Source organism: Nonomuraea helvata (genome assembly GCF_039535785.1).
Taxonomy (GTDB): domain Bacteria; phylum Actinomycetota; class Actinomycetes; order Streptosporangiales; family Streptosporangiaceae; genus Nonomuraea; species Nonomuraea helvata.
Map to the genome: position 1 here is coordinate 597196 of NZ_BAAAXV010000008.1, position 24838 is coordinate 622033.

Below are 24838 nucleotides of genomic sequence, written 5' to 3' on the forward strand. Positions count from 1 at the left end.
CAGCTCGATAAGCTTCGGCGGGGTGAACCGTTTGCTCCATGGCATAGATGTGTCCAACTGGCAGGGGACCGTCGACTGGGCCGATCACGCGGAGGACGGGGTGTCCTTCGCGTTCGCCAAGGCCACCGAGGGCGGCGACTACACCGACAAACGGTTCGCGCGTAACTGGAACGGCATGCGCGAGAGCTGGCTCGTCTGCGGCGCGTACCACTTCGCCAGGCCCCAGGGCGATCCGGTCGAACAGGCGCGGCACTTCCTCCGCACCGTCAGGGCGGCAGGCGGGCTGCAGGGGGCGGGCGACCTCGTCGCCCTCGACCTGGAGACCAACGACGGGCTCCGGCCCGAGCAGGTCGCCCGGTACGCGCGCCGCTGGTGCCACCACATCGAGCGGCACGGCGGCGTGCGGCCGTTCGTCTACACCTTCCTGTCGTTCGCGCGCGACGGGAACTGCGCGGGCCTGGGCGAATACCCGCTGTGGATCGCCGCTCCGGAGAGACCGCGCGGCCGGCCCATAACGCCGCGGCCCTGGCGAGACTGGACGATCCACCAATACGTCCACAGCCCGCTCGACCGCAATGTCTTCCACGGGAGCCGGCAGGAGCTGACAAAGCTGGGGTTTCACCCGCGATAGCATCGGTGTTCACCATCGAAGCAGCTCCGGTGTCGAGCGCCGGGGCGCGATCAAAGGGAGTCACCGTGTCAGCCGAGCTACACATCACCCTCGCCGGAGCCGAGCGTGTGGTGGCGGCCGGCACGACGGCCGGCGAGGCACTCGAAGCCGACGGCCGCACGGTCATCGCGGCCAGGGTCAACGGTGAGGCGCGCGACCTGGCCCACCCGCTGTCCGAGGGTGACGTGGTCGAGCCGATCGACATCTCCAGCGAGGAAGGCCGGGCGATCGTCCGCCACTCCACCGCCCACGTCATGGCGCAGGCGGTGCAGGAGCTGTTCCCCGAGGCCAAGCTGGGCATCGGGCCGCCCGTGGACAACGGGTTCTACTACGACTTCGACGTCGCCCAGGCGTTCCACCCGGACGATCTCAAGCGCATCGAGAAGCGGATGCGGGAGATCGTCAAGCAGGGGCAGCTGTTCTCCCGCCGGCCCGTGTCCGACGACGAGGCGCGCGAGGAGCTGGCGGCTGAGCCGTACAAGCTGGAGTTGATCGGGCTCAAGGGCGGCGCCGCCGACGAAGAGTCGGTCGAGGTGGGGGCCGGGCAGCTCACCATCTACGACAACCTCGACCCCAAGAGCGGCGAGCTGCAGTGGAAGGACCTGTGCCGCGGCCCGCACGTGCCGTCCACCAGGTCGATCCCGGCGTTCAAGCTCATGCGCTCGGGCGGCGCCTACTGGCGCGGCAGCGAGAAGAACCCGCAGCTCCAGCGCATCTACGGCACCGCCTGGGAGTCCCGCGACAAGCAGGACGAATACCTCAAGCTGCTGGAGGAGGCCGAGAAGCGCGACCACCGCAAGCTGGGCGCGGAGCTCGACCTGTTCAGCTTCCCGCCGGAGCTGGGCAGCGGCCTGCCGATCTTCCATCCCAAGGGCGGGATCATCCGCAAGGAGATGGAAGACTACATGCGCCGGCGGCAGGCGGAGGCGGGCTACGAGTTCGTCAACACGCCGCACATCACCAAGTCGTCGCTGTTCGAGACCTCGGGGCACCTGCCCTGGTACGCCGACGACATGTTCCCGGCCTTCGAGCTGGAGGGCATCGAATACCGCGTCAAGCCGATGAACTGCCCGATGCACAACCTGATCTTCAGGGCGCGCGGGCGGTCCTACCGCGAGCTGCCGCTGCGGCTGTGCGAGTTCGGCTCGGTCTACCGGTACGAGAAGTCCGGTGTGGTGCATGGGCTCACCCGGGTGCGCGGCATGACGCAGGACGACGCGCACATCTACACCACCAGGGAGCAGATGGCCGATGAGATCAAGTCGCTGCTGAGGTTCGTGCTCAGCGTGCTGCGTGACTTCGGCCTGGAGGACTTCTACCTCGAGCTGTCCACCCGCGACGACTCCGACAAGTTCATCGGCGACCCGGCCGAGTGGGAGGAGGCCACCCAGGCGCTGCACCAGGTGGCCACCGAGTCGGGGCTGGAGCTGGTCGACGACCCGGGCGGCGCGGCGTTCTACGGGCCGAAGATCTCCGTGCAGGCCAAGGACGCGATCGGCCGCACGTGGCAGCTGTCCACCATCCAGCTCGACCTCAACCAGCCCAAGCGCTTCGGGCTGGAATACCAGGCGGCGGACGGCAGCCGACAGACCCCGGTCATGATCCACCGGGCGCTGTTCGGCTCGGTCGAGCGGTTCCTCGGCGTGCTCACCGAGCACTACGCGGGCGCCTTCCCGGCCTGGCTCGCGCCGGTGCAGGTGACGGCCATCCCGATCGCCGACGCGCACATCCCGTACCTGCAGGACGTGGCCAAGAAGCTGCGGGAGCGCGGGATCCGGATCGAGGTGGACGCCTCCGACGACCGGATGCAGAAGAAGATCCGCAACGCGCAGAAGGCCAAGGTCCCGTACATGCTGCTGGCCGGCGACGAGGACATCGCCAACGGCGCCGTGTCGTTCCGTTACCGGAGCGGGGAGCAGAAGAACGGCGTCGCGATCGACGAGGCCATCGCCGAGATTGTCAGCGCTGTGGAGCGTCGGGTCCAGGTCTGACCTGTCACTGAAGAACGGCGGAGCCGGCCACCGGCTCCGCCGTTCTCATGAGATCAGCGGGTGAACAGGCGGAAGGTAATGGCGGGGCGGCCGCCGAAGCGCTCGGCCTGCCGGCGGGCGAAGCCCTCGATCAGGTCGCGGGCGTACGTCTCGGGGTCCTCATCGGTGAGCGCCTCGATGTAGGCGCGGTGCTCCATGAGCGAGCGCACGCCGCGCTCCAGGCCGTCGGTGACGTCGACGGCGTGGGTGGGGGAGTCGGCGCCCGCGACGGCGACCCAGCGGACGCCGTTCCAGGGCTCGGCCTCCGTGTCCGGAAATATCCACCTATTACCCGCGTCTCCGGCGGCGTCCAGCACGGCCCTGCCGACGGCTCGGTGGTCCGGCGTGTTCCAGTACGTTCCGCCGCCCCACGTGTCGTCCGGGTTCAGGGTGATCAACAGCTCGGGCCGGTGCCTGCGGATGGCGGCGGCGATGTCCTTCCTGAGCGCGGTGCCGTATTCGATGACTCCGTCGGGATGGTCGAGGAACTCCACGCTCGTCACTCCGACGACGGCCGCGCTGGCCCGCTCCTCCCTCTCGCGCAGCGGCCCGGCCTCGGCGGGGGAGAGCGTGTCGATGCCGGCCTCGCCCCTGGTGACGATCACGTACGCGACCTCACGACCCTCGTCGGTCCAGGAGGCCACGGCCGCCGCGCAGCCGTACTCGAGGTCGTCGGGGTGCGCGACGATGGCCAGTGCGCGCTGCCAGTCGGTAGGCATGGGGGAGAGCTGATCCGTCATGGCCCTCACCCTAAGGGCCGCCCGCCCGCCGGAAGAGGCCCCTGTTCGCCCGTGGTCCTATGCTGCTAGTTATGCACGATCAGGCAGGGGCCGGGGCCCCCGACAACTTCCAGCGTCTGTGGACCCCGCATCGCATGGCCTACATCAAGGGCGAGAACAAACCGACGGGCAACGGCCCCGAGGACGGCTGCCCGTTCGACGCGATCCCCAAGATGAGCGACGAGGACGGCCTGATCGTCGCCAGGGGTGAGACGGTCTACGCCGTGCTCAACCTCTACCCGTACAACTCCGGCCACCTGATGGTGGTCCCCTACCGGCACGTGTCCGACTACGACGAGCTGGTGGCGGCCGAGCTGGTGGAGCTGGGCGAGTTCACGCAGAAGTCGCTGCGCGCGCTGCGCAAGGCCAGCGGGGCGCAGGGCTTCAACGTCGGCATGAACCTCGGCCACGTCGCCGGGGCGGGCATCGCCGCGCACCTGCACCAGCACGTGGTGCCCAGGTGGGGCGGCGACACGAACTTCATGCCGGTCGTCGCCCAGACCAAGGTCCTGCCGCAGCTGCTCCGCGACACCCGCCAACTGCTCGCCGACGCCTGGGACTGACCCTCCGGCCCGCCACGCTCCGGTGGCGCCACCCGCGGGGCGGCGTCACTTCGTCGCGGGAGTTAAGTCCGAGACGGATCCGGCGACGGGCTCGCGGTCGCGCCGCAGGGCCCCGATGCCGGTGGCCAGCAGGAGCGGTACGGCCAGCGCCAGCGCCATGGAGAGCACGGCCGCGCCCGAGTCGTTGACGAGCATGCCCACCACTCCGCTGACCAGCGTGCCGATCAGCCCGGCACGCAGCGCGGGGGAGTGCTCGAACGCGGCCGGCACCACCCCGGCGGACGCCTGCTCGGGCCGCATGATCGCGTACACGAGGAACGCGGCGGCGGCGATCACGATGGGCATCAGGTTGGGGCTGAGCAGGGTGGCCAGCATGGCCTGCAGCTTGCGCAGGATGACGTCGAACGCCTCGCCGGTCAGCACCTGCCCCACGAACCTGCCCAGGTGCGTCTGCTCGTCCGCCGGCTTCAGGTAGTTGAGCCAGGCGAACGTCATCACGATCACCCCGCCGGCCACCAGGAACGCGCCCAGCTTCACCAGCGAGACCCGCTTGCCCGCCAGGATCAGCGCGGTCACCGCGATGCCCGGCACGAACGCGATCACACCGCCGAAGTCGCTCCCCATCCCGGACCCGCCGAGGACCATCGCGAACGCCCCCAGGACCACGATCGCGGCCAGCCCCACCTTGCCGGGCCACCGGTGCGCGATGACCGTGGTGGCGAGGAGGGTGCCGGTGGCCAGGAGCGCGAACGGGATGTTACCCAGCCCGTAGTAGCGGGCCCCGACGTCGGCGCTGTAGCCCATCACGCTGTTGAGCTGCAACGTCGTACCGGTCAGCAGATCGCCCGCCAGCGTCAGCGCGGTGAGCCCGGCCACCACCGCCAGCGGGCCGAGCGGTCTGCGCCGCCACGGCCCCGCGAACGCCACCCCGGTGACGACCGCGGCCCATCCGAGCACCCCGGCGATCAGCTGCGGCAGGCTCGACCAGGGCAGCAGGTTGACCAGGTAGCTGGAGACGGGCAGGGAGGCCAGGGCGACGGCCGCGAAACGTACCGGTGCCAGGCCCTTGCGGCGGCGCAGCAGCAGGAACGCGACCAGGTAGAACAGCACCTGGAGCACCGCCACGGCCGTGAAGTAGATGCCCTTGATCGAGCGGATGGCCTGCGCGGTGGCGTCGGCCCGCTGGAGCTGCTGGAACGTCGCGCCGGGGCCGCCCACCTGCAGCGGCACGCCGATCACGGTGCTCGGGACCGGCACGCCGAGCTTGGTCAGCACGGTGGCGGTCAGGTCGGGCAGGATCGAGATGTCCTCGCGGTGCGTGGAGGCCGCGCCCAGGAGATGCCCCTGCGCGCCGGGCTCGCGCAGCGCGGCCACCCGCAGGTGGGGCACGGAGCCGGTGTCAGCCAGGCCCGCCAGCAGCACCGTCGTGTCGGCGGGCAGGACCGACAGCAGCGCGCCCGCCTTGGCGTCGGCCATCCGCAGCGCGTCGCGGCGCTCGGCGGGGCTGAGCGCGTCGGGCACCTTGGGCAGCTTCCCGCCGGTCAGGTAGGGGAGCACCAGGTCGTCCACGTCCATGGCGATCATCCGGCACTGCTGGAGGTCCGCGGTGCCGACCTGCAGCGGGGACGGGTGGTACCGCTGGACCGCGCCCTCACGGTCGGCCAGCGCCAGAGCGGCGCCGGGACCGATCGCGATCGAGCACTGCCCGGCCGCCTTCAGCGACTCGCCCAGGGTGCCGGCGTTGCGCTGCCCCGCCACGTCGGTGAGGTAGCGGTAGTCGGGGATGACCGCGCCCGCGCCCTGCTGCTCGGGCGTGGGGGGCGCGCCGCACCAGTATCCGGCCGCCGACCTGGTGCCCGCCGACACGGTCAGCCATCCGTCGTAGGGGCAGGTCACACTGCCGACGGTGCGGATGGACAGCGAGCCGATCGCGCTCGACCTGGCCAGCTCCCACAGGTTGGGGGTGTCGGCCTGGGTGAGGTCGTTCCAGTGCAGCCCGGACACGCCGATGAGCGCCACCCGTCCGGCGGTCTCCTGTCCGGCTGCTTGGGCCGGTCCGGTGAACAGCCCTTGACCGGCCAGTATCTGGCCGATCAGCACGGCCAGTACGACTAGCGCGCGCCTCACCCCGATGACCTCCCGCGATCGATGTTGCGTGGCACGGTTGAGCAAGGTCATGTTCCGGCGCCACCAGACCCGCCTACCCTCTCATGCGCCGCATGTATCACGTGCACCGTTTCCCTGGGGTGACGGGTGCGGGTGTACGTGCCGGGGGCGCCGTCACGAGGTCAGACGGCCTCCACCTTCGCCTTGACCCCCTTGCTCTCGTGCTGGAGCCGGTCAAGCGCCGTGATCAGGTAGGTGCCCTCCGACTTGGCCGTGAACGACGGGCTGGTGACGATGGCCACCAGGTTGCGGGCGTCCGTGCTGTGGCAGTCCTTGCCGGACTTCGGCACCTGGTACACCGCGTACGCCCGGGCCCCCTGGGAAGGCGTCCACGACAGCTGGGAGCCGGAGGCCTTCACCCCGGCGGGCGGGGCCGGGGCGTCGCCGCCGCGGTCCTCGATCAGGGGCAGCAGGGCGGGACGGGCGTAGTAGGTCTTGGCGACGCGGTCGATCGCGCCCAGAGGGTTCGCGAGCAGGTTGGCGGCGCTGAAGTAGACGTCGCCCTTGACCTGCTTGTGCTCCCGGTTCGAGCCCACTTCGGCGGCCAGCTCGCCCGGCTTCGTCCAGGCCCGGTCGTCCTTGGCGCCGACCCGGTAGAGCCCCTCGCCGATGTACAGCTGCACGTCCGTGTCCTTGACCTCCTTGGACCACCAGGAGACCAGCGTGTCGTAGTCGGCCAGCTTGTGGCCGCGCGGCCAGTAGAGCTGGGGCAGCACGTAGTCGACGGTGCCCGCCTTGATCCAGGCGCGCGCGTCCGCATAAATCGAGTCGTACGCGGACATGCCCGAAGTGTCGGAGCCGGTCGGATCGTTCGACTTGTTGCGCCAGATCCCGAAGGGGCTGATGCCGAACTTGACGTAGTCCTTGGTGGCGTGGACGGCCTTGTCCGCCTGGGCGACGAGCTTGTTGACGTTCTCGCGCCGCCAGGCGGCCAGCTTCTTGCCGTCGGCGTACTTCGCGAACGCCGCCGAGTCGTCGAACGTCTGCCCCGGCTCCGGGTACGGGTAGAAGTAGTCGTCGAAGTGCACCCCGTCCACGTCGTACCGGGACACCACGTCGGTGATGACCTTGGTCACGTGGTCGCGGACGGCGGGCAGGCCCGGGTTGTAGTAGAGGCGGCCGCCGTACTTGACCGTCCAGTCCGGATGCCGGCGCGCCGGGTGGTTGGCGGGCAGCTTGGCGGGGTCGTCGCCGTAGGAGGCGCGGTACGGGTTGAACCAGGCGTGGAACTCCATGCCCCGCTTGTGCGCCTCGTCGATGAGGAACGGCAGCGGATCCCACCCCGGGTCCTTGCCCGCCTTGCCCGTCAGGTACTGCGTCCACGGCTCCAGCGACGACTTGTAGACCGCGTCGGAGGCGGGTCGTACCTGGACGAAGACCGCGTTGAAGTTGCGCTTGGCCGCGGCGTCCAGGATCTTGACGTACTCGGCCCGCTGCCGGTCGGGCGAGAGCCCGGGCTTGGAGGGCCAGTCGAGGTTGGTGGTCGTGGCGATCCACAACCCGCGCAGCTGGCGCTTGGGATAGCGGGCGTCGGCCTTGCAGGCCGCGACCGGGGCGGCGGCGACGGCCGTCTTCTTCTTGCTCGCTGCTGGGCTCTCCCCGGCTCCGGGGCCGAAGACATATGCGGCGGCGGTGGTGACGACCGCGAGGGCAGCAGCGGCCAGAAGTGGGCGTCCAGTTCGCATAATGCCACCCAGTGTGGCAGCTGCTCCGGGATGCTCGGGACGGAAAATCGAAATCGACTCGTGATATTACTGTGACAAAAGAGCTGGGCTGGGCCGGGAGGGAGCAATGTCCCCTCCCGGCTCCTCACAGCCTCGCTCCAGGCCCTACTCCCCGGCGGATGCCAGCTTGCTCGCGAGGTTGGGCGGCAGCGGCTCGTAGCGCAGGAACGTCCGCTGGAACGTCCCCGTGCCGTGTGACATGGATCGCAGGTCGATGGCGTACCGCGTGATCTCCAGCTCGGGTACCTCCGCCTTGACCAGCGTGCGCCCGGTGCCGACGGGCTCGGTGCCGAGCACCCGGCCGCGCCGCGACGACAGGTCGGACATCACCGACCCCACGTAGTCGTCGGCCACCAGCACCGACAGCTCGTCCACCGGCTCCAGCAGCAGTGTCGGCACCTTCGACGCCGCCTCCTTGAGCGCGAGCTGGCCGGCGATCTGGAAGGCCATGTCGGACGAGTCGACCGAGTGGGCCTTGCCGTCGTACAGGGTGACGCGCACGTCCACCATCGGGTAGCCGGCCACGACGCCCCGCTCCATCTGGGCCCGCACGCCCTTCTCCACCGACGGGATGAACTGCCGCGGCACCACGCCACCGACGATCTTGTCCACGAACTCGAACCCGGCGCCCGACGGCAGCGGCTCGACCTCGAGATGGCAGATCGCGTACTGGCCGTGGCCGCCGGTCTGCTTGACGTTGCGGCCCATCGCCTGGCATTTGCCGCCGAACGTCTCGCGCAGCGGCACCCGCAGCTCGACCCGCTCCACCTCGACGCCGTAGCGCTTGGCCAGGCGGTCGAGCAGCACGTCGGTGTGCGCCTCGCCCATGCACCAGAGCACGAGCTGCTTGGTCTCGGCGTTGTTCTCCAGGCGCAGCGTCGGGTCCTCGGCCACCAGTCTGCCGAGGGCCTGCGCGAGCTTGTCCTCGTCGGCCTTCGACCTGGCCCTGATCGCCACCGGCAGCAGCGGGTCGGGCATGGCCCACGAGGTCATCAGCAGCGGGTGGTCGGCGTCGGACAGCGTGTCCCCGGTCTCGGCCCGCGACAGCTTGGCCACCGCCACGATGTCGCCCGCGACGCCCTTGGCCGCCGGGCGCTGCTGCTTGCCCAGCGGGCTGGTCAGCGTGCCGATGCGCTCGTCCACGTCGTGGTCCTCGTGCCCGCGGTCGGCCAGGCCGTGGCCGGACACGTGCACGGTCATGTCGGGGCGCAGCGTGCCGGAGAAGACGCGTACGAGGCTGATGCGGCCCACGTACGGGTCGCTGGTGGTCTTGACGACCTCGGCCACGAGCGGGCCGTCCGCGTCGCACGTGATGTACTTGACCGGCTTGCCGGACAGGTCGGTGATCTCGGGCATGGGATGTTCGAGAGGCGACGGGAAGCCCTGCGTCACGATCTCCAGCAGCTCCTCGGCGCCGACGCCGAGCCCGCTGCACAGCACCGGGTAGAAGCTGCCGCGCGCGACGGCCTTCTCCAGGTCGGCCACGAGGACCTTGGTGTCGAGGTGCTCGCCGCCGAGGTACCGCTCCATGAGCGATTCGTCCTCGCTCTCCTGGATGATCCCCTCGATCAGCTCGCCGCGGCGCTCCTCGATCTGCGCCGCGTAGTCCGCGCCGGGCTCCTTCTCCGTACGCGTGCCCGTGGCGTAGTTGTAGAACTTCTCGGACAGCAGCCCGATCAGCCCGTTGACGTTGCCATTGGTGATCACCGGGAGGTAGAGCGGCGCGACGCCGTCGCCGAAAACGTCCTGGCAGGTGGTGAGCACCTCGTCGAAGTCGGCCCGCTGGTGGTCGATCTTGGTGATCACGACCGCCCGCGGCATGCCGACCTGGGCGCACTCCTCCCACAGCATCTGCGTCAGCCCGTCGATACCCTCCGCGGCCGACACCACGAACAGGGCGGCGTCCGCCGCGCGCAGTCCGGCGCGCAGGTCGCCCACGAAGTCGGCGTATCCCGGGGTGTCGATCAGGTTGACCTTGATGCCGTTGTGGACCAGCGGCGCCACGGAGAGGTTCACCGACCGCTGCTGCCGCACCTCGACCTCGTCGAAGTCGCTGACCGTGTTGCCGTCCTCCACGCGTCCCGGGCGCTGGATGGTGCCCGTCGCGGTCAGCAGCTGCTCGACGAGGGTCGTCTTACCCGCTCCTGAGTGGCCGACCAGTACGACATTGCGTATCGCTTCCGCCCTGTCGGCCGCGGGTGCCCTGCCCGCGGCTCCCACGGCGCCTGGGTTCCGTTCTGCCACTTCGGCCTCCTTGTTCATTGGCCTCACTCCGTGAGGCCGGCTCGGTCGCTGTGGAGCCGCCGCCTTCCCTCGTCGCTCCGGTCGCTTCGCTCCCGACGCTCCTCAGTCCAGGCGGCGGCGCTCCCTCGCCTTGTCACGGCCTCATCTGGGTGAGGCTTGGCTCCGACGCCGGGACCCGTCGACTTCCCTCAACGCTGGTCGCTACGCTTCTCCGCTCCTCAGTGCAGGCGACGATCCCGTGACCGCACCCGCGCGGAAGGTGACAGAAACCGCATGGACGCGGTGTGTTCACCAAATACCCGTGTGGCGGATATCACAAGGGGGGCGGGGCAAAGAAAGTTGTCAGGCGTTCCATGGCCTACGATCGGACGGCGATGCTCAAACTCCTGCGCCCGGCCATGACCCGGATACTCACCCCGCTGGGCAGGGCCCTCGTCGGCCGCGGGATCGGCCCGAACGCCGTCACGGCGATCGGCACCCTCGGCACGGTGGTGTCGGCCCTGCTCTTCTTCCCCCTGGGACAGCTGACCTGGGGCGCCCTCGTGATCACCGTTTTCGTGCTGTTCGACCTGCTCGACGGAGTGGTGGCGAGGCTCGGCGGGAAGGGCGGCACCACCTGGGGGGCGTTCCTCGACTCCACGCTCGACCGGGTGGCCGACGCGGCCATCTTCGCCGGGCTGATCCTCTACTTCATCTCCCGGCATGACACGCTGATGGCCGCGGTGACGCTGGTGTGCCTGATCGCGGGCGCCCTCGTCTCGTACGCCAAGGCCAGGGCGGAGGGGCTCGGGCTGACGGCCGACGTGGGGCTGGCCGAGCGGCCGGAGCGGCTGGTCGTGGCGCTCGTCGCGGCCTGTTTCTCCGGGCTCGGCGTTCCGTACATCCTGCCTGTGGGCATGTGGCTGCTCGCGGCGGCCAGCGTGATCACCGTGGCGCAGCGTGTGGTGGCGGTCTACCAGCAGACGAGGAGAGATGAGCGATAACGCGTCTTTCGCCGACCGCGTCGTGGCCGCGGGCTTCGCGGCCGGCTGGAAGCTCGTGCCGCTGCTGCCCGAGCGGCCCACGGCCGCGGTCTTCCGCTTCCTGGCCGACCGGATCTGGCGCAGGCGGGGCAGGTCCGTGAGCCGGCTGGAGTCCAACCTGGCCAGGGTGACCGGGCTCGACGTGGGCAGCCGTGAGCTGCGCGAGCTCAGCAGGGCGGGCATGCGCTCGTACTTCCGCTACTTCCACGAGATCTTCCGGCTGCCGTCGATGGATGTCGAGGAGATCGTGCGCCGCAGCCACGTCATCGGCGCCGAGCACGTCCACACCACCGTGGCGGCCGGCAGGGGCGTGGTGCTCGCGCTGCCGCACATGGGCAACTGGGACCAGGCGGGCGCGTGGCTGGTGGGCGTCGGCCACCCGTTCGCGACCGTGGCCGAGCGGCTCAAGCCGGAGTCGCTGTTCCGCCGGTACGTGGCCTTCCGCGAGGGGCTCGGCATGGAGGTGCTGCCGCTCACCGGCGGCGACGGGCACAACTTCGCCACGCTGGCCATCCGGGTGCGCAGGGGCGGCGTGGTGTGCCTGCCCGCCGAGCGCGACCTGACCAAGAGCGGTGTCGAAGTGCGCTTCTTCGGCGCGGCCACCAAGGTGCCCGCGGGGCCGCCGCTGCTGGCCGTGCAGACGGGGGCCGCGCTGCTGCCCGCCATCCTCTACAACGTGGGCGACGACTGGGGCATCCACATCCACGAGGAGATCCCGGTGCCCGCCGAGGGCACCAGGAAGGAGAAGGTCGCGGCGGTGGCGCAGGCGCTGGCCGACGTCTTCGAGAAGGGCATCTCCGAGCATCCGGAGGACTGGCACATGTTGCAGCGGCTGTGGCTGGAGGACCTCCCGCGATGAGAATCGGCATCGTCTGCCCCTATTCGTGGGACATGCCGGGCGGGGTCAAACAGCACATCGACGACCTGGCCCAGGCTCTGATGGCGCAGGAGCACGACGTCTCGGTGATCGCGCCGGCGGCCGACGACGACGAGCTGCCCGCCTACGTGACGGGCGCGGGCCGGGCGGTGCCGGTGCCGTACAACGGGTCGGTGGCCAGGATGTCGTTCGGCTTCCTGTCGGCCGCGCGGGTGCGGCGGTGGGTGCGCACGGGGGAGTTCGACGTGCTGCACATCCATGAGCCGCTGATCCCGAGCCTGGGCGTGCTGGCCTGCTGGGCGGCCAGGGGGCCGATCGTGGCCACGTTCCACGCGTCGTTCACGCGCTCGCGGGCCATCGCGGTGGCCGAGCCGCTGCTGCGCAGCGCGCTGGAGAAGCTGATGGGCCGCATCGCGGTCTCCGACGCGGCCCGCAAGAGCCTGGTCGAGCAGTTCGGCGGCGACGCCGTGCTGATCCCGAACGGCGTCACCGTCTCCCGCTACACCGAGGCAGAGCCGCTCGACGGCTGGGGGCCCGACGGCACCACGATCGGCTTCCTGGGCCGGATGGACGAGGAGCGCAAGGGCCTGCCGATCCTGCTCGACGCGTTCAGGACGCTGGCGGCCGAGCGGCCCGGGGTGAAGCTGCTGATCGCCGGGCCGGGCGACGCCAAGGACGTGTACGAGCGGGTGCCAAAGCAGTTCCACGACCGGGTGACCGTGCTGGGCATGGTGAGCGAGGCCGACAAGATCCGCGCGTACCACTCGGTCGACGTCTTCTGCGCACCCAACACGCGGGGCGAGAGCTTCGGCATCGTGCTGGCCGAGGCCATGGCGTCCGGGGCGACGGTGCTGGCCAGCGACATCCCGGCCTTCCGCAAGGTGCTCGGCGACGGGCAGGCGGGGGCGCTGTTCGCCAACGGCGACGCGGCCTCGCTGGCGCGCGAGGCCGCGGCGCTGCTCGACGCGCCGGAGCGCCGCGCCAAGCTGGCCGCCGAGGCGCTGGTGGCGGTGCGGAAGTACGACTGGTCGACGGTGGCACGCGACGTCGTACGCGTCTACGAGACCGTCACCACGGGTGGCGCCGGACGCGTGGAGGAGGACCTGTGACGCTGCGGCGCGCTTCCGGGCGTGTGGAGGGTGACCTGTGATTCTGGGGCGGGCTTGTCGGCACGCGGAGGGTGACCGTTGACCTCGACCATGATCGTGCTGATCGTGGGCATCGTCGTGGTGCTCACGGCCGTCTACATCTCCTGGCGGGCGGGCCGGCTCGACCGCCTGCACATCCGGCTCGAGCTGGCCCAGGAGTCGCTGGACGCCGCGCTGATGCGGCGCAGGGCGGTGGTGCTGGAGCTGGCCGGGTCGCGCCTGCTCGACCCCGCCACGTCCCTGGTGCTGGCCGCCGCGGCGCACGAGGCGAGGACGGCCGGGCCCGAGGAGCGTGAGCACGCCGAGAGCGACCTGTCGCGTGCCCTGCGCGCCGCCGTGGACCAGGAGCGGTTCAGGGAGAAGCTCTCGGAATCGCCGGGCGGCGGCGACCTGCTGGAGGAGCTCGACGCCGCCGTGGCCAAGGTGGTCTACTCGCGCCGTTTCTACAACAACGCCGTGGCGGTCACCCGTACCGCTCAGCGGCGCTGGCTTGCCAGAACCCTGCGCCTGGCGGGGCATACGGAATATCCGCGATTCTTCGAGATTGATGACAATCCGCCGGCGACTATGGCAACTGAATGACCTGATTTGAGGAAGCCAGTAAGCTTCATCCCGTTTTCTGGGCTGAAGCGAGGAGTGTGTTTGACGTGCGGCTATCCCGGTTGATCACGGTCACACTGGCGGGCGCGTCCGTGCTGCTGCCCGTGGCGGCCTGCTCCTCGGACGAGCCCGCTCCGGGGAAGGCGCCCCAGGCGGCCACGGCGGCACCCAGCGAGGAGCCCACGGAGGAGGCCAAGGGGCATCCGTTCACCGGCAAGCCGTACGACGCGCTGAAGCCGGTGCTCGCGGTGAAGATCGAGAACACCGCGGCGGGCAAGCCGCAGCTCGGGCTCAAGAGCGCGGACCTCGTCTACATCGAGCAGGTCGAGGCGGGCCTGACCCGGCTCATGGCGATCTTCTCCTCCAAGCTGCCCCCCAAGGTGGGCCCCGTCCGCAGCGCCCGCATCTCCGACCTGCACATCACGCCGCAGTTCGGCAAGCCGGCCTTCGCCTACTCGGGCGTGCAGACCAAGATGCTGCCGTTCGTGGCCAAGGCGTCGCTGTTCGACGTGGGTGACACGCGCAATCCGGGCGCGTTCTTCCGCCAGCCCGGCCGCTTCGCCCCCTACAACCTGTTCGCCAACACCAAGGATCTCCTGTCCAAGGCGCCCAAGGCGAGCAAGGCCAAGGACATCGGCCTCACCTTCGGCGACGCTCCCGCCGAGGGCGGCGTGGACAAGAAGTCGTACACGGTCAAGTGGCCCGCGGCGCGCTTCACCTTCGCCTGGTCGGAGGCCAAGCAGCAGTGGCTGATCTGGCAGGACGGCAAGAAGGACATGGCGGCGGAGGGCGGCCAGCTGAGCGCGCCCACGATCGTCGTGCAGTACACCAAGACCGAGCGCTCGGAGTTCCACGACAAGAACCAGAGCTACACGCCGCTCGTGCACACCACGGGCAAGGGCAAGGCGATCGTGCTGCGCGACGGCAAGGCGTACAACGCGAACTGGGAGCGGGAATCGGAGGACGTCGGCACGACGTTCACCACGGAGAGCGGCGAGCCGATGAACTTCGCGCCGGGCCAGGTGTGGATCGCGCTGGCCAGCCGCAAGCCCGTCATCCCCTAAGGTCGAGCTCCTTCGGCAGCGGTGATTCTTGGTCGCCGATGTGTCTAAGTACGGCGATAAATCCTGACATCTTGGCATGTCGGGGGAGGGGTCCATCAGGACCTACCATGGGGTTGATAACTTACCGACCAGCCGTGAGAGCCGTGAGGATGACCGTGTCCACCAGCACGCCTGAAAGCACCCCCGTCACCGGAACCGCCCGTGTCAAGCGCGGCATGGCCGAGATGCTCAAGGGCGGCGTCATCATGGACGTCGTCACCCCCGAGCAGGCCAAAATCGCTGAGGACGCCGGCGCGGTCGCCGTGATGGCCCTCGAGCGCGTGCCCGCCGACATCCGTGCCCAGGGCGGCGTGTCCAGGATGAGCGACCCCGACATGATCGACGGCATCATCAGCGCCGTGTCGATCCCCGTGATGGCCAAGGCCCGCATCGGCCACTTCGTCGAGGCCAAGGTGCTGCAGGCGCTCGGCGTCGACTACGTGGACGAGTCGGAGGTGCTGACCCCGGCCGACTACGCCAACCACATCGACAAGTGGCAGTTCACCGTGCCGTTCGTGTGCGGGGCCACCAACCTGGGCGAGGCCATGCGCCGCATCACCGAGGGCGCGGCGATGATCCGCTCCAAGGGCGAGGCCGGCACCGGCGACGTCTCCAACGCCGTCACCCACATGCGCACGATCCGCGCCGAGATCAAGCGCCTCACCTCGCTGCCCGAAGACGAGCTGTACGTCGCCGCCAAGGAGCTGCAGGCCCCGTACGAGCTGGTCGCCGAGGTCGCCAAGACCGGCAAGCTGCCGGTCGTGCTGTTCACCGCGGGCGGCATCGCCACCCCGGCCGACGCCGCGATGATGATGCAGCTCGGCGCCGAGGGCGTGTTCGTGGGCTCGGGCATCTTCAAGTCGGGCGACCCGGCCAAGCGCGCCGCGGCCATCGTCAAGGCCACCACGTTCTACGACGACCCCGACGTCATCGCCAAGGTCTCGCGCGGCCTGGGCGAGGCCATGGTCGGCATCAACGTCGACGAGATCCCGCAGCCGCACCGTCTGGCCGAGCGCGGCTGGTAGTCGGCGCGTCGTTGCAGGTCACCTGACCTTTCTCCGTGACATGATCACACGTGGTGGGACGCGTTCCGCGGCTCGCCGCAGGGTAGTGGTGCCTGTCATACGGCAGGCAGGGTGCACCACGACGCGACGGTGAAAATTGCCGAAAAAGGCGACATCCACGAAGGATGTCGCCTTTTTCGTGTTGTGTGATGTTCACCCCGTAGTCATGATCCTCAGTAAAGCTACCCGGCGTCCCCCTCACCCTCGAGCGTCACAGGAGCACCATGTCCAAGCTGAACCGCCGGCACTTCCTCGTCACGGGGTTAGCCGCAGGCGCGGCCGCGACCGTCCCCGCCACCGCCGCGTACGCCGCCGCCTCCCGCGACCTGACCACCGACCCGTTCACGCTGGGCGTCGCCTCCGGGGACCCCGACCACGAGGGCTTCGTGCTGTGGACCAGGCTCGCCCAGCAGCCGCTGGCCGAGGACGGGTTCGGCGGCATGCCGCAGCGGCCGTTCACGGTGCAGTGGCAGGTCTACGCCGACGAGCACTGCCGCCGCGTCGTCCGCTCGGGCGTCAGCGTGGCCACTCCCGAGTGGGGCCACAGCGTGCACGTCGAGGTCGACCGGCTGAGCTCCGACCGCGACTACTGGTACCGCTTCCGCGTCGGCAGGTACGTCTCGCCGGTCGGGCGCGCCCGCACCGCCCCGCACCCGCTCTCGTACGGGGGCCCGCTGGCCATGGCGTTCGTCTCGTGCGCCCAGTACGAGCACGGCTACTTCACCTCGTACCGCAGGCTGGCCGAGGACCACCCGGACCTCGTCCTGCACCTGGGCGACTACCAGTACGAGTACACCAAGGACACCTACACCATCCCCGGCGGAAACGTCCGCGACCACGAGGGTCCCGAGACGGAGACCCTGGCGAACTACCGCCAGCGCCACGCCCAGTACAAGGCCGACCCCGACCTCCAGGCCGCGCACGCCGCCGCGCCGTGGCTGGTGGTGTGGGACGACCACGAGGTCGACAACAACTGGGCCGACGAGATCCCCGAGAAGCCCGAGGTCCCCCAGCCGAACTTCCTGGCCAGGCGCGAGGCCGCCTTCCGGGCCTACTACGAGAACATGCCGCTGCGCCGCACCTCCATCCCGCGGGGCATCGACATGCAGCTCTACCGGCGCATCCGGTGGGGGCGGCTGGCCACGTTCCACATGCTCGACACCCGCCAGTACCGCGACGACCAGGGCTGCGGCGACGGCTACCGCGACTGCCCGGCCGCCGTGGACCCGGAGCGCTCGATCACGGGGGCGGAGCAGGAGTCGTGGCTGGTGGACGGCTTCCACAAGTCGCGGGCGCAGTGGGACATCATCGGCCAGCAGGTGTTCTTCGCCCAGCGTGACAACAACGCCGGGCCCGCCAAGGTCACCAGCATGGACGCCTGGGACGGCTACGTGGCCTCCCGTCAGCGCATCACGCAGGGCTGGGTGGACGCCAAGGTGCGCAACGCGGTCGTGCTGACCGGCGACGTGCACGCGCACTGGGCCAGCGACCTCAAGCTGGACTACGACGACCCGACCGGGCCCTCGGTGGGGTCCGAGCTGGTGGCCACCTCGATCTCGACCGGCGGCGACGGCGCCGATTCGGACCCGGCCACGCATCCGTACCTGAAGATCAACCCGCATCTGAAGTTCTACAACAACCAGCGCGGCTACGTGCTGACCAAGATCGAGCGCGAGCAGATGACGGCGGACTTCAGGGTGGTGCCGCGGGTGCAGGAGACCGGGGCCGAGGTCTACACGCGGGCCACGTTCGTCGTGGAGGACCGGGTGCCCGGGGTGCAGCAGACGTACCTGCGGCCGATGGACCCGTCGCTGCGCGCCGCGCAGGACATGACGGTGGAGGACACGGTCCGCTGGGAGACCGAGCGCCCGTAACTCCGCGGAGGGCGGCATCCCCACGGGGTGCCGCCCTTTCTCCGGTGGGAATATTAGCCAGGCTAAGTTAGTTTGGCCAAGCATGAGGGACGATCCCACCCGCCTGGCCGAGCAGGTCTCCACGGTGCTGCGCCACCTGGTCCTCCTGCTCCGGCGCACCGTCGCCGGCCAGCCCGTCACCAGCCAGCAGTACGCCGTGCTCGGCTCGCTCGAACACGGCCCGCGCCGCATGACCGAGCTGGCCGAGGAGCACGCCGTCCAGCTCCCCACCATGACCGTGCAGATCAACCGGCTGGAGGACGCCGGTCTGGTGGCACGCGGCTCCGACCCGGCCGACGCGCGCGTCAGGACGGTCGAGCTGACCGGCGAGGGCCGCGACCGGCTGCTCGCCGTGCGGCGGGCCAGGATCGCCCATCTCAGCCAGGGGCTGGCCGCCCTCACCGACGACGAGCGCGCCACGCTCGCGGCGGCGCTGCCGGTCCTGGCCAAGCTCGGCAGCAACCCCCGGTAAGGAGCACCATGCAATCCGGCGGCGGAATCCTTCGCCAGCCCATGTCCGTCTGGGCCACCGCGTTCGCGGCGGTCGTGGCCTTCATGGGCATCGGTCTCGTCGACCCCCATCCTCCCCTCCATCGCCCAAGGCCTGAACGCCACGCCCAGCCAGGTCTCGCTGCTGTTCACCAGCTACTTCCTGGTGACGGCGGTGGCCATGCTGATCACCGGCTGGGTCTCCAGCCGCATCGGCGGCAAGCGGACGCTGCTGGCCGGGCTGACGCTGGTGATCGTGTTCGCCGCGCTCGCCGGCACTTCCACCAGCGTCGCCGAACTCGTCGGCTTCCGCGCCGGCTGGGGCCTCGGCAACGCGCTGTTCGTGGCCACCGCGCTGGCGGTCATCGTGGGCGCGGCCAGCGGCGGCGCGGAGTCGGCGATCATCCTGTACGAGGCCGCGCTCGGCCTGGGCATCTCCGCCGGCCCTCTCGTGGGCGCCCTGCTCGGCGACTGGAACTGGCGGGCCCCGTTCTTCGGCACCGCCACCCTCATGGCCGTCGGCCTCGTACTGATCGTCACCCTGCTCAAGGCGCCGCCCAGGCCGGCGGCCAGGACCGGCCTCACCGCCCCCATCAGGGCGCTCGCCCACGGCGGCCTGTCCACCACCGCCTTCACCGCGCTCTTCTACAACTTCGCGTTCTTCACGGTGCTGGCCTTCACCCCGTTCATTCTGCACATGTCCCCCTACGGCATCGGCGCCGTCTTCTTCGGCTGGGGCGTCTGCGTGGCGCTGTCCTCGGTGTTCGCCGCGCCGCCGCTGCAACGCAAGATCGGCTCGGTGAACGTGCTCCACCTGGCGCTGGCGCTGCTCGCCGTGTTCCAGATCGGCATCGCCCTGTCCGGACACGCCGGGATCATCGTGTTCACCGTCCTGTCCGGCATCCCCATCGGCCTCAACAACACCGTCTTCACCGAGGCGGCCATGGAGGTCTCCGACGCGCCCAGGCCCGTCGCCTCCGCCGGCTACAACTTCGTGCGCTGGATGGGCGGCGCGCTGGCCCCGTTCATCGCCACCGAACTGGGCGAGGAGATCGGCGTCGCCGTCCCGTACGCGCTCGGCGCCCTCTGCTGCCTCGTCGGCATGGCCATCCTGTACGTCAGGCGCCACCACCTGCGCGCGCTGTCCCGGGTGGACGACGACCACACGATGCACGACGCCGCGCCGGTTCCGACGTACTGACCGGCGCGCCAGTAGCCTCAAGACGGCCCAGTAGGAAGATCCCAGGCCATCCTGGTGTTGAATTGTCTGAACCCGCACCCAGACGGAAGGATCGACTGTGCCCACGATCGGTGTACTCGCTCTCCAGGGAGACGTGCGCGAGCATGTGCGCATGCTTCAGGAGGCAGGCGCCTCGGCGACCGCCGTGCGCCGGCCGGCCGAGCTGGACGCGGTCGACGGGCTGGTCATCCCCGGCGGGGAGTCCACCACCATGTGGAAGCTCGCCGAGACGTTCGACATGCTCGAGCCGCTGCGGATGCGGGTCAAGGAAGGCATGCCCGCCTACGGCTCCTGCGCCGGCATGATCATGCTGGCCGACAGGATCGAGGACGGCATCGCCGGCCAGCAGACCATCGGCGGCATCGACATGGTGGTCAGGCGCAACGCGTTCGGCCGCCAGGTCGACTCGTTCGAGTCCGATCTGGACTTCGCGGGGGAGCGGGTGCACGCCGTGTTCATCCGCGCGCCCTGGGTCGAATCCCTCGGCGACGACGTCGAAGTGCTGGGCCGGTGCGAGCCTGGGGATAGGATCGTCGCGGTCCGTCAAGGGCCGCTGCTCGCGACGTCGTTCCATCCTGAGCTGACGGGGGACACGCGCGTGCACCGTTACTTCGTAGACATGGTGAGGGAGCTCTAGGTAATGTCCGGCCACTCCAAATGGGCGACGACGAAGCACAAGAAGGCCGCACTCGACGCCAAGCGGGGCAAGCTGTTCGCGAAGCTCATCAAGAACATCGAGGTGGCGGCACGGACCGGTGGCCCTGACCCGGACGCCAACCCCACCCTCTTCGACGCCATCTTCAAGGCGAAGAAGAACTCCGTGCCCAACGACAACATCGAGCGGGCCCGCAAGCGAGGCGGCGGCCTCGAGGCCGGCGGCGCGGACTGGCAGACGATCATGTACGAGGGCTACGCGCCCGGCGGAGTCGCGGTGCTCATCGAGTGCCTCACCGACAACCGCAACCGCGCCGCCTCCGAGGTGCGCGTGGCGCTGACCCGCAACGGCGGCTCGCTGGCCGACCCGGGCTCGGTCTCCTACATGTTCAACCGCAAGGGCGTCGTGATCGTGCCCAAGGACGGGCTCGACGAGGACACCGTGCTGATGGCCGTGCTCGACGCGGGCGCCGAGGAGGTCAACGACATCGGCGACTCCTTCGAGGTCGTCTGCGAGGCCGGTGACCTGGTGCCGGTGCGCAAGGCGCTGCAGGAGGCGGGGATCGACTACGACTCCGCGGAGTCGAGCTTCCTGCCGACGATGAGCGTGCCGCTGGACGAGGAGGGGGCCAAGAAGGTGTTCCGCCTCATCGACGCGCTGGAGGACAGCGACGACGTGCAGAACGTCTTCGCCAACTTCGACGTCCCGGACGAGGTGCTGGCGGCGCTGGACTAGCGCGGCCGATCTGGTCAAGGGCCCGGCTCGTCGCCGGGCCCTTGCTCTTGCGTACACGGCTTCGCGACCCGGCCGGGAGGAGCCCCGGCCGGGACCCGAGCGCTCTTCGGATGCGCGAACGCGGCGGGGCAGCGTAGGGTCGGGCGACGTGACTTCCCCCACCCCTACCCAGGCACCCTCTCGAGCGCTCGGCTGGCTGCTGGCCGTGCCTGCGCTGTTCGGCACCCTCATCACGCTCGTGCTGCCGACCGTCCAGACGATCTGGCTCAGCCTCCAGAGCGGCGGCGTCCTGACGGAGAGCCACTTCGTGGGGGTCGACAACTACCACGAGCTGGCGAGGGCGGGAGAGGTCTGGCGGGCGCTGTGGTTCACGTTGTCGCTGGCCGTGGTGCCGTTGCTGGTGGCCGTGGTGGTGGCGCCGCTGCTGGCGTTCGCGCTCGACCGGGCGGGGGCGTGGCCGCGGCGGGCCGGGCGGGTCGTGCTGTCGCTGGCCGTCGTCACGTTCTCGCCGGTGGGGGTGGCGGCGGCGTGGATGCGCGGGCTGCTGCCGCAGGCCTCGGGCCTGGCCGGCCTGGCCCAGGGGCTGCGTGAGCCGGCGACCGCCCCTGGAGCGCTCCGTCTGATCGTCGCCGCGGCCACGTTCGGGGTGGTGTGCGCGCTGGCGGTCATGGCGTTCCTGCCTGCCCTGCGTGCCGGGTCCGTCGCATCCGCCGCCGTTCCGTCCGGCGGGACCGTTCCGGGTGCCCCCGGTTCGCGCGGTGGTGGCGTGGTGTCCGGGATGCTGGTCGTGGGGACACTCCTCGCGATCACCATGGTCGCCGTCGGACTCCAGGCGTTCTCGATGGGGCTCGTGCTCACCCGGGGCGGCCCTGAGCGCTCCACAGAGACGCTCGCGGGCCTCGAGTACGACCACGCCTTCAGGATGGCCGAGTTCGGCCCTGGCGCGTCCGTTGCGACCCTCACAGGGGTGATCCTCGGCGTGCTGGGCATCGTCGCGGTCGTCATCGTGGCGGTCTCCCGGCTGAGCATCACGCTGACGCCGCGCGTCACGCCGGCGGCAGCGGAAGGCGACGGAGAGGCGGCCGCCGAGCGCGGGTCCGGCCCCGTCGGCGTGGCCGTCGGGGTGGCGGCGCTGGTCGTCTTCGTGGCCGTCGCCCTCGTGTGCGCCTGGCCGTGGATCGACGGCGTGCTCGCCTCGCCCGACAGCCCGGCGGGAGCCTTCCGTGCCCAGGTGAACACCTGGGTGCCCGCGGTCGCCGGGGCGATCGTCTCGGTCGGCGTCGCCTATCTGGCCGCGCTCGGCATCGGCGGCCTGCGGCCGCTCGGGCGGGGGAGCGAGTGGCTGCTGCTGGCGTTCGCGCCGTGGCTGTTCGTCGGCCCGGGCCCGCTGGGCGTCGCGAACTGGCAGAACGTCCGCAACATGGGCCTCATCGACTCCTTCCCGGCCCTCTTCCCGCTGCTCCTGGTCAGCGTCCCCGCCCTGCTGGTGCTCACCCTGCTCTGCAAGGGGCTGGCGGAGCGCACCGACAAGGACTTCTTCAGCGGAGTCTTCCTTCCGTCGCTCCCCATGGCGGCCATCCTCGCCGGAGCCGTCGCCCTGGTGAACGCTCAGGACCTCCTCTGGCCGCTGCTCGTGGCCCAGAAGCCGGCCCTGTACACCTCGCCGGTCGCGCAACTGGTGCAGCTGAGCGGCTTCTCCACCGCCGGTCCCGACATCGGCGCCGCCACGCCGCTGACCGTCGTCGCCCTCGCGCTGATCGCCGTCGTGGCCGCTCAGCTGCTCTACCTCGACAGGCTCGTCATCACGACAAAAGGTTCGCGGCCGCGTACCCCCGCCGCATAGGTTTGGTCCTCGTGGAAATCCGCGACCTGACTCCTGAAGACCTGGACGACGCCATCGACCTGCGCAAGCGCTCGTTCGGGCCGGTCTCCGCGAGCGACCGCGACAGGTGGCGCCAGGCGGTGCTCCCGGCGCTCGGCGAGGGCCGCTACCTGGGCGCGTTCGACGGCTCCAGGCTCACCGGCGCCGCCCGGCTGCGCCGCTTCACGCAGTGGTGGCACGGCAAGCCCCAGCCGATGGCGGGCGTCGCCGGGGTCACCATCAGCCCGGAGGACCGTGGCCGCGGCCTCGGCTCCCAGCTCATGCGGGCCGTCGTCGAACGGGCCACCGCGCTCGGCGACGCCGTCTCCGCCCTCTTCCCGGCGACCACGCCCGTCTACCGCTCGATCGGCTACGAGCACGCCGGAGCCCGGCACACCGTGACGCTCCCCGCCGAGTCGCTGCGCGGGATCCGGCCGTCCGGGCAGGTCAAGCTGCGCAGGATGGGGCCGGGAGACGCGGCCGAGGTCGTCTCCGTGCTCCACCGCGTCCACGCCGCGGCCCGCTCCAGCGGGCCCATCTCCTGGGACGAGGCCACCTGGAGCCTGTGGCTCGGCAACGAGGACGACTTCCTCTACCTCGCCGAGGACGGCTTCGCCGTCTACCGCTGGCGCGGCGACGGCATCTCGGTCGACAATCTCGTCGCAGGCTCCGGCGAGACCGCCAGGGCCCTGTGGTCCATGGTGGGCAGCGCCTCCTCGATCGCGCACGACGTCGTCGCCTCCGTGGCGCCGGACGACCCGGTGCTGTGGCTGCTGCGGGAGCGGTCCAAGGAGCAGGTGACGCAGGCCCGGTGGATGTTCAGGGTGCTGGACGTGGCCGCCGCCGTCGTGCGCCGGGGCTATCCGGCGTACGTGGCCTGCGACGCCGTGGTCACCGTGGAGGACCCGCTGGGGAGCGGGGGGACATGGCGGCTGGAGTTCGCGGGCGGCTCGGGCTCGGCCATCGAGGTCTCCGAGCCCGGCGTCGTGCTCAGCGTGAACGGGTTCTCGGCGCTGTACGCCGGAGTTCCGACGGCCACGCTGCGGATGTGCGGGCTCATGTCCGGCGACGAACGGTACGACGAGGCCCTCGACACGGCTTTCGCCGCCAAGCCGTACATGCTGGACTACTTCTGATCCCGTGCGCTGATCAGCCCGGCGGCCGTTCGCGGCGGGATCACCCCGGTGACGGGCGATTCCCGGTGCGTGGGCACCTCTGCCGGGGTAGAGTCTCGTGCCGAACAGGTGTTCGGCAGCGCGTGAGGGGTGGGCCGGTGCGGGTGATGGGCGTCGATCCGGGGCTGACCCGGTGCGGCGTGGGCGCCGTGGAAGGGCGTCCTGGCGCGCCGTTGCAACTGGTGGCCGTCGGGGTGGTGCGCACCGGAGCCGACGAGGAGCTCGGCACCCGGCTCGTCGGCATCGAGGCCGGGATCGAGCAGTGGCTCGACGACGTACGACCCGACGCGGTGGCCGTCGAGCGCGTCTTCAGCCAGCACAACGTACGCACCGTCATGGGCACCGCCCAGGCCGCCGGGATCGCCGTGCTCTGCGCGACCAGGCGCGGGCTGCCGGTGGCGCTGCACACGCCGTCCGAGGTCAAGGCGGCCATCACCGGCAGCGGCACGGCCGACAAGAAGCAGATCGGCGCCATGGTCACGCGGCTGCTGCGCCTGACGGAGATGCCCAAACCCGCCGACGCGGCCGACGCCCTCGCCCTCGCCATCTGCCACGTCTGGCGCGGCGGCGCCCAGCACCGCCTCGCCGAGGCCCTGGCCAGGGCCACCAGGAAGGACGCCAGGTCGTGACCTTCCGGGAGACGGGCGGTGCGATGCGCCGCCGCGCCGCGTGCCCGCGGCGCGGCGGCGCCGGTCATGCGAGAGGATGTCGGGCTGTGACTCTCGCCCGGACTCTTACTGGGACTCTCGACGGGACTCTTGGCCGCGGCGTGCGGGCCGT

21 protein-coding genes are annotated in these 24838 nt (G+C 70.4%); 17 read left to right on the forward strand and 4 right to left on the reverse strand.

Annotated elements, in window-relative coordinates; all coding sequences use genetic code 11:
- Nucleotides 1-22: 22 nt before the first annotated feature.
- Both ABD830_RS30285 and thrS read left to right on the forward strand, forming a co-directional pair.
- Nucleotides 23-631, forward strand: coding sequence for a glycoside hydrolase family 25 protein (locus ABD830_RS30285; protein WP_344994717.1), 609 nt, complete (start codon nucleotides 23-25; stop codon nucleotides 629-631).
- Between the two features lie 65 nt (nucleotides 632-696).
- Nucleotides 697-2661 (forward strand): threonine--tRNA ligase, encoded by a 1965-nt coding sequence (gene thrS, locus ABD830_RS30290; protein ID WP_378520838.1) that lies wholly within the window; start codon nucleotides 697-699, stop codon nucleotides 2659-2661.
- 53 nt (nucleotides 2662-2714) lie between these two features.
- On the opposite strand, the gene ABD830_RS30295 is transcribed toward thrS, so the two are convergent.
- Nucleotides 2715-3440 (reverse strand): PIG-L deacetylase family protein, encoded by a 726-nt coding sequence (locus ABD830_RS30295; protein ID WP_344994720.1) that lies wholly within the window; start codon nucleotides 3438-3440, stop codon nucleotides 2715-2717.
- A gap of 71 nt (nucleotides 3441-3511) precedes the next feature.
- Between ABD830_RS30295 and ABD830_RS30300 the strand changes: the two genes are divergently transcribed.
- Nucleotides 3512-4042 (forward strand): HIT family protein, encoded by a 531-nt coding sequence (locus tag ABD830_RS30300; protein ID WP_344994723.1) that lies wholly within the window; start codon nucleotides 3512-3514, stop codon nucleotides 4040-4042.
- A gap of 45 nt (nucleotides 4043-4087) precedes the next feature.
- On the opposite strand, the gene ABD830_RS30305 is transcribed toward ABD830_RS30300, so the two are convergent.
- The 3 genes from ABD830_RS30305 to ABD830_RS30315 all read right to left on the reverse strand — a co-directional run bounded on the left by ABD830_RS30305 (nucleotide 4088) and on the right by ABD830_RS30315 (nucleotide 10176).
- The gene (locus ABD830_RS30305) at nucleotides 4088-6169 is read right to left on the reverse strand and encodes a hypothetical protein (RefSeq protein ID WP_344994726.1); all 2082 of its coding nucleotides are present in this window, start codon (nucleotides 6167-6169) and stop codon (nucleotides 4088-4090) included.
- Between the two features lie 161 nt (nucleotides 6170-6330).
- Entirely contained in the window at nucleotides 6331-7893 is a 1563-nt protein-coding gene (locus ABD830_RS30310; RefSeq protein ID WP_344994729.1) for a glycoside hydrolase family 10-like protein, read from the reverse strand.
- A gap of 144 nt (nucleotides 7894-8037) precedes the next feature.
- Nucleotides 8038-10176: an elongation factor G-like protein EF-G2 gene (locus ABD830_RS30315; RefSeq protein ID WP_344994732.1), complete on the reverse strand. Its 2139-nt coding sequence runs from the start codon at nucleotides 10174-10176 to the stop codon at nucleotides 8038-8040.
- A gap of 353 nt (nucleotides 10177-10529) precedes the next feature.
- Between ABD830_RS30315 and pgsA the strand changes: the two genes are divergently transcribed.
- From pgsA to ruvC, 14 genes are all read left to right on the forward strand, one after another.
- Nucleotides 10530-11159 (forward strand): phosphatidylinositol phosphate synthase, encoded by a 630-nt coding sequence (gene pgsA / locus ABD830_RS30320; protein ID WP_344994735.1) that lies wholly within the window; start codon nucleotides 10530-10532, stop codon nucleotides 11157-11159.
- Nucleotides 11149-12057 carry a phosphatidylinositol mannoside acyltransferase gene (locus tag ABD830_RS30325; RefSeq protein ID WP_344994738.1) on the forward strand — a complete coding sequence of 303 codons (909 nt, stop codon included), beginning with the start codon at nucleotides 11149-11151 and terminating at the stop codon, nucleotides 12055-12057. Before pgsA ends, ABD830_RS30325 begins: the two co-directional genes overlap by 11 nt.
- Nucleotides 12054-13184 carry a glycosyltransferase family 4 protein gene (locus ABD830_RS30330; protein WP_344994740.1) on the forward strand — a complete coding sequence of 377 codons (1131 nt, stop codon included), beginning with the start codon at nucleotides 12054-12056 and terminating at the stop codon, nucleotides 13182-13184. The genes ABD830_RS30325 and ABD830_RS30330 overlap by 4 nt, the downstream gene beginning before the upstream one ends.
- A 78-nt stretch (nucleotides 13185-13262) precedes the next feature.
- Entirely contained in the window at nucleotides 13263-13805 is a 543-nt protein-coding gene (locus tag ABD830_RS30335) for a hypothetical protein (RefSeq protein WP_344994743.1), read from the forward strand.
- Between the two features lie 65 nt (nucleotides 13806-13870).
- Nucleotides 13871-14887, forward strand: coding sequence for a DUF3048 domain-containing protein (locus ABD830_RS30340; protein WP_344994746.1), 1017 nt, complete (start codon nucleotides 13871-13873; stop codon nucleotides 14885-14887).
- 149 nt (nucleotides 14888-15036) lie between these two features.
- The gene (pdxS, locus tag ABD830_RS30345) at nucleotides 15037-15951 is read left to right on the forward strand and encodes a pyridoxal 5'-phosphate synthase lyase subunit PdxS (RefSeq protein ID WP_344996011.1); all 915 of its coding nucleotides are present in this window, start codon (nucleotides 15037-15039) and stop codon (nucleotides 15949-15951) included.
- A gap of 263 nt (nucleotides 15952-16214) precedes the next feature.
- On the forward strand, nucleotides 16215-17864 hold the full coding sequence (locus ABD830_RS30350) for an alkaline phosphatase D family protein (RefSeq protein WP_344994749.1): 1650 nt from the start codon (nucleotides 16215-16217) through the stop codon (nucleotides 17862-17864).
- Between the two features lie 82 nt (nucleotides 17865-17946).
- Nucleotides 17947-18375: a MarR family winged helix-turn-helix transcriptional regulator gene (locus ABD830_RS30355; protein WP_344994752.1), complete on the forward strand. Its 429-nt coding sequence runs from the start codon at nucleotides 17947-17949 to the stop codon at nucleotides 18373-18375.
- 159 nt (nucleotides 18376-18534) lie between these two features.
- On the forward strand, nucleotides 18535-19593 hold the full coding sequence (locus ABD830_RS30360; RefSeq protein ID WP_344996013.1) for an MFS transporter: 1059 nt from the start codon (nucleotides 18535-18537) through the stop codon (nucleotides 19591-19593).
- Nucleotides 19594-19690: 97 nt separating this feature from the next.
- Nucleotides 19691-20269 (forward strand): pyridoxal 5'-phosphate synthase glutaminase subunit PdxT, encoded by a 579-nt coding sequence (pdxT, locus tag ABD830_RS30365; protein ID WP_344994755.1) that lies wholly within the window; start codon nucleotides 19691-19693, stop codon nucleotides 20267-20269.
- Between the two features lie 3 nt (nucleotides 20270-20272).
- Nucleotides 20273-21022, forward strand: a complete 750-nt coding sequence (locus tag ABD830_RS30370; protein ID WP_344994758.1) for a YebC/PmpR family DNA-binding transcriptional regulator — start codon at nucleotides 20273-20275, stop codon at nucleotides 21020-21022.
- 148 nt (nucleotides 21023-21170) lie between these two features.
- Complete coding sequence (locus ABD830_RS30375) at nucleotides 21171-22865, forward strand: carbohydrate ABC transporter permease (RefSeq protein WP_344994761.1); 1695 nt, start codon at nucleotides 21171-21173, stop codon at nucleotides 22863-22865.
- An 11-nt stretch (nucleotides 22866-22876) separates the two neighbouring features.
- Nucleotides 22877-24019, forward strand: a complete 1143-nt coding sequence (locus ABD830_RS30380) for a GNAT family N-acetyltransferase (protein WP_344994763.1) — start codon at nucleotides 22877-22879, stop codon at nucleotides 24017-24019.
- Between the two features lie 137 nt (nucleotides 24020-24156).
- Nucleotides 24157-24687, forward strand: coding sequence for a crossover junction endodeoxyribonuclease RuvC (ruvC, locus tag ABD830_RS30385; protein WP_344996015.1), 531 nt, complete (start codon nucleotides 24157-24159; stop codon nucleotides 24685-24687).
- Nucleotides 24688-24838: the final 151 nt, after the last annotated feature.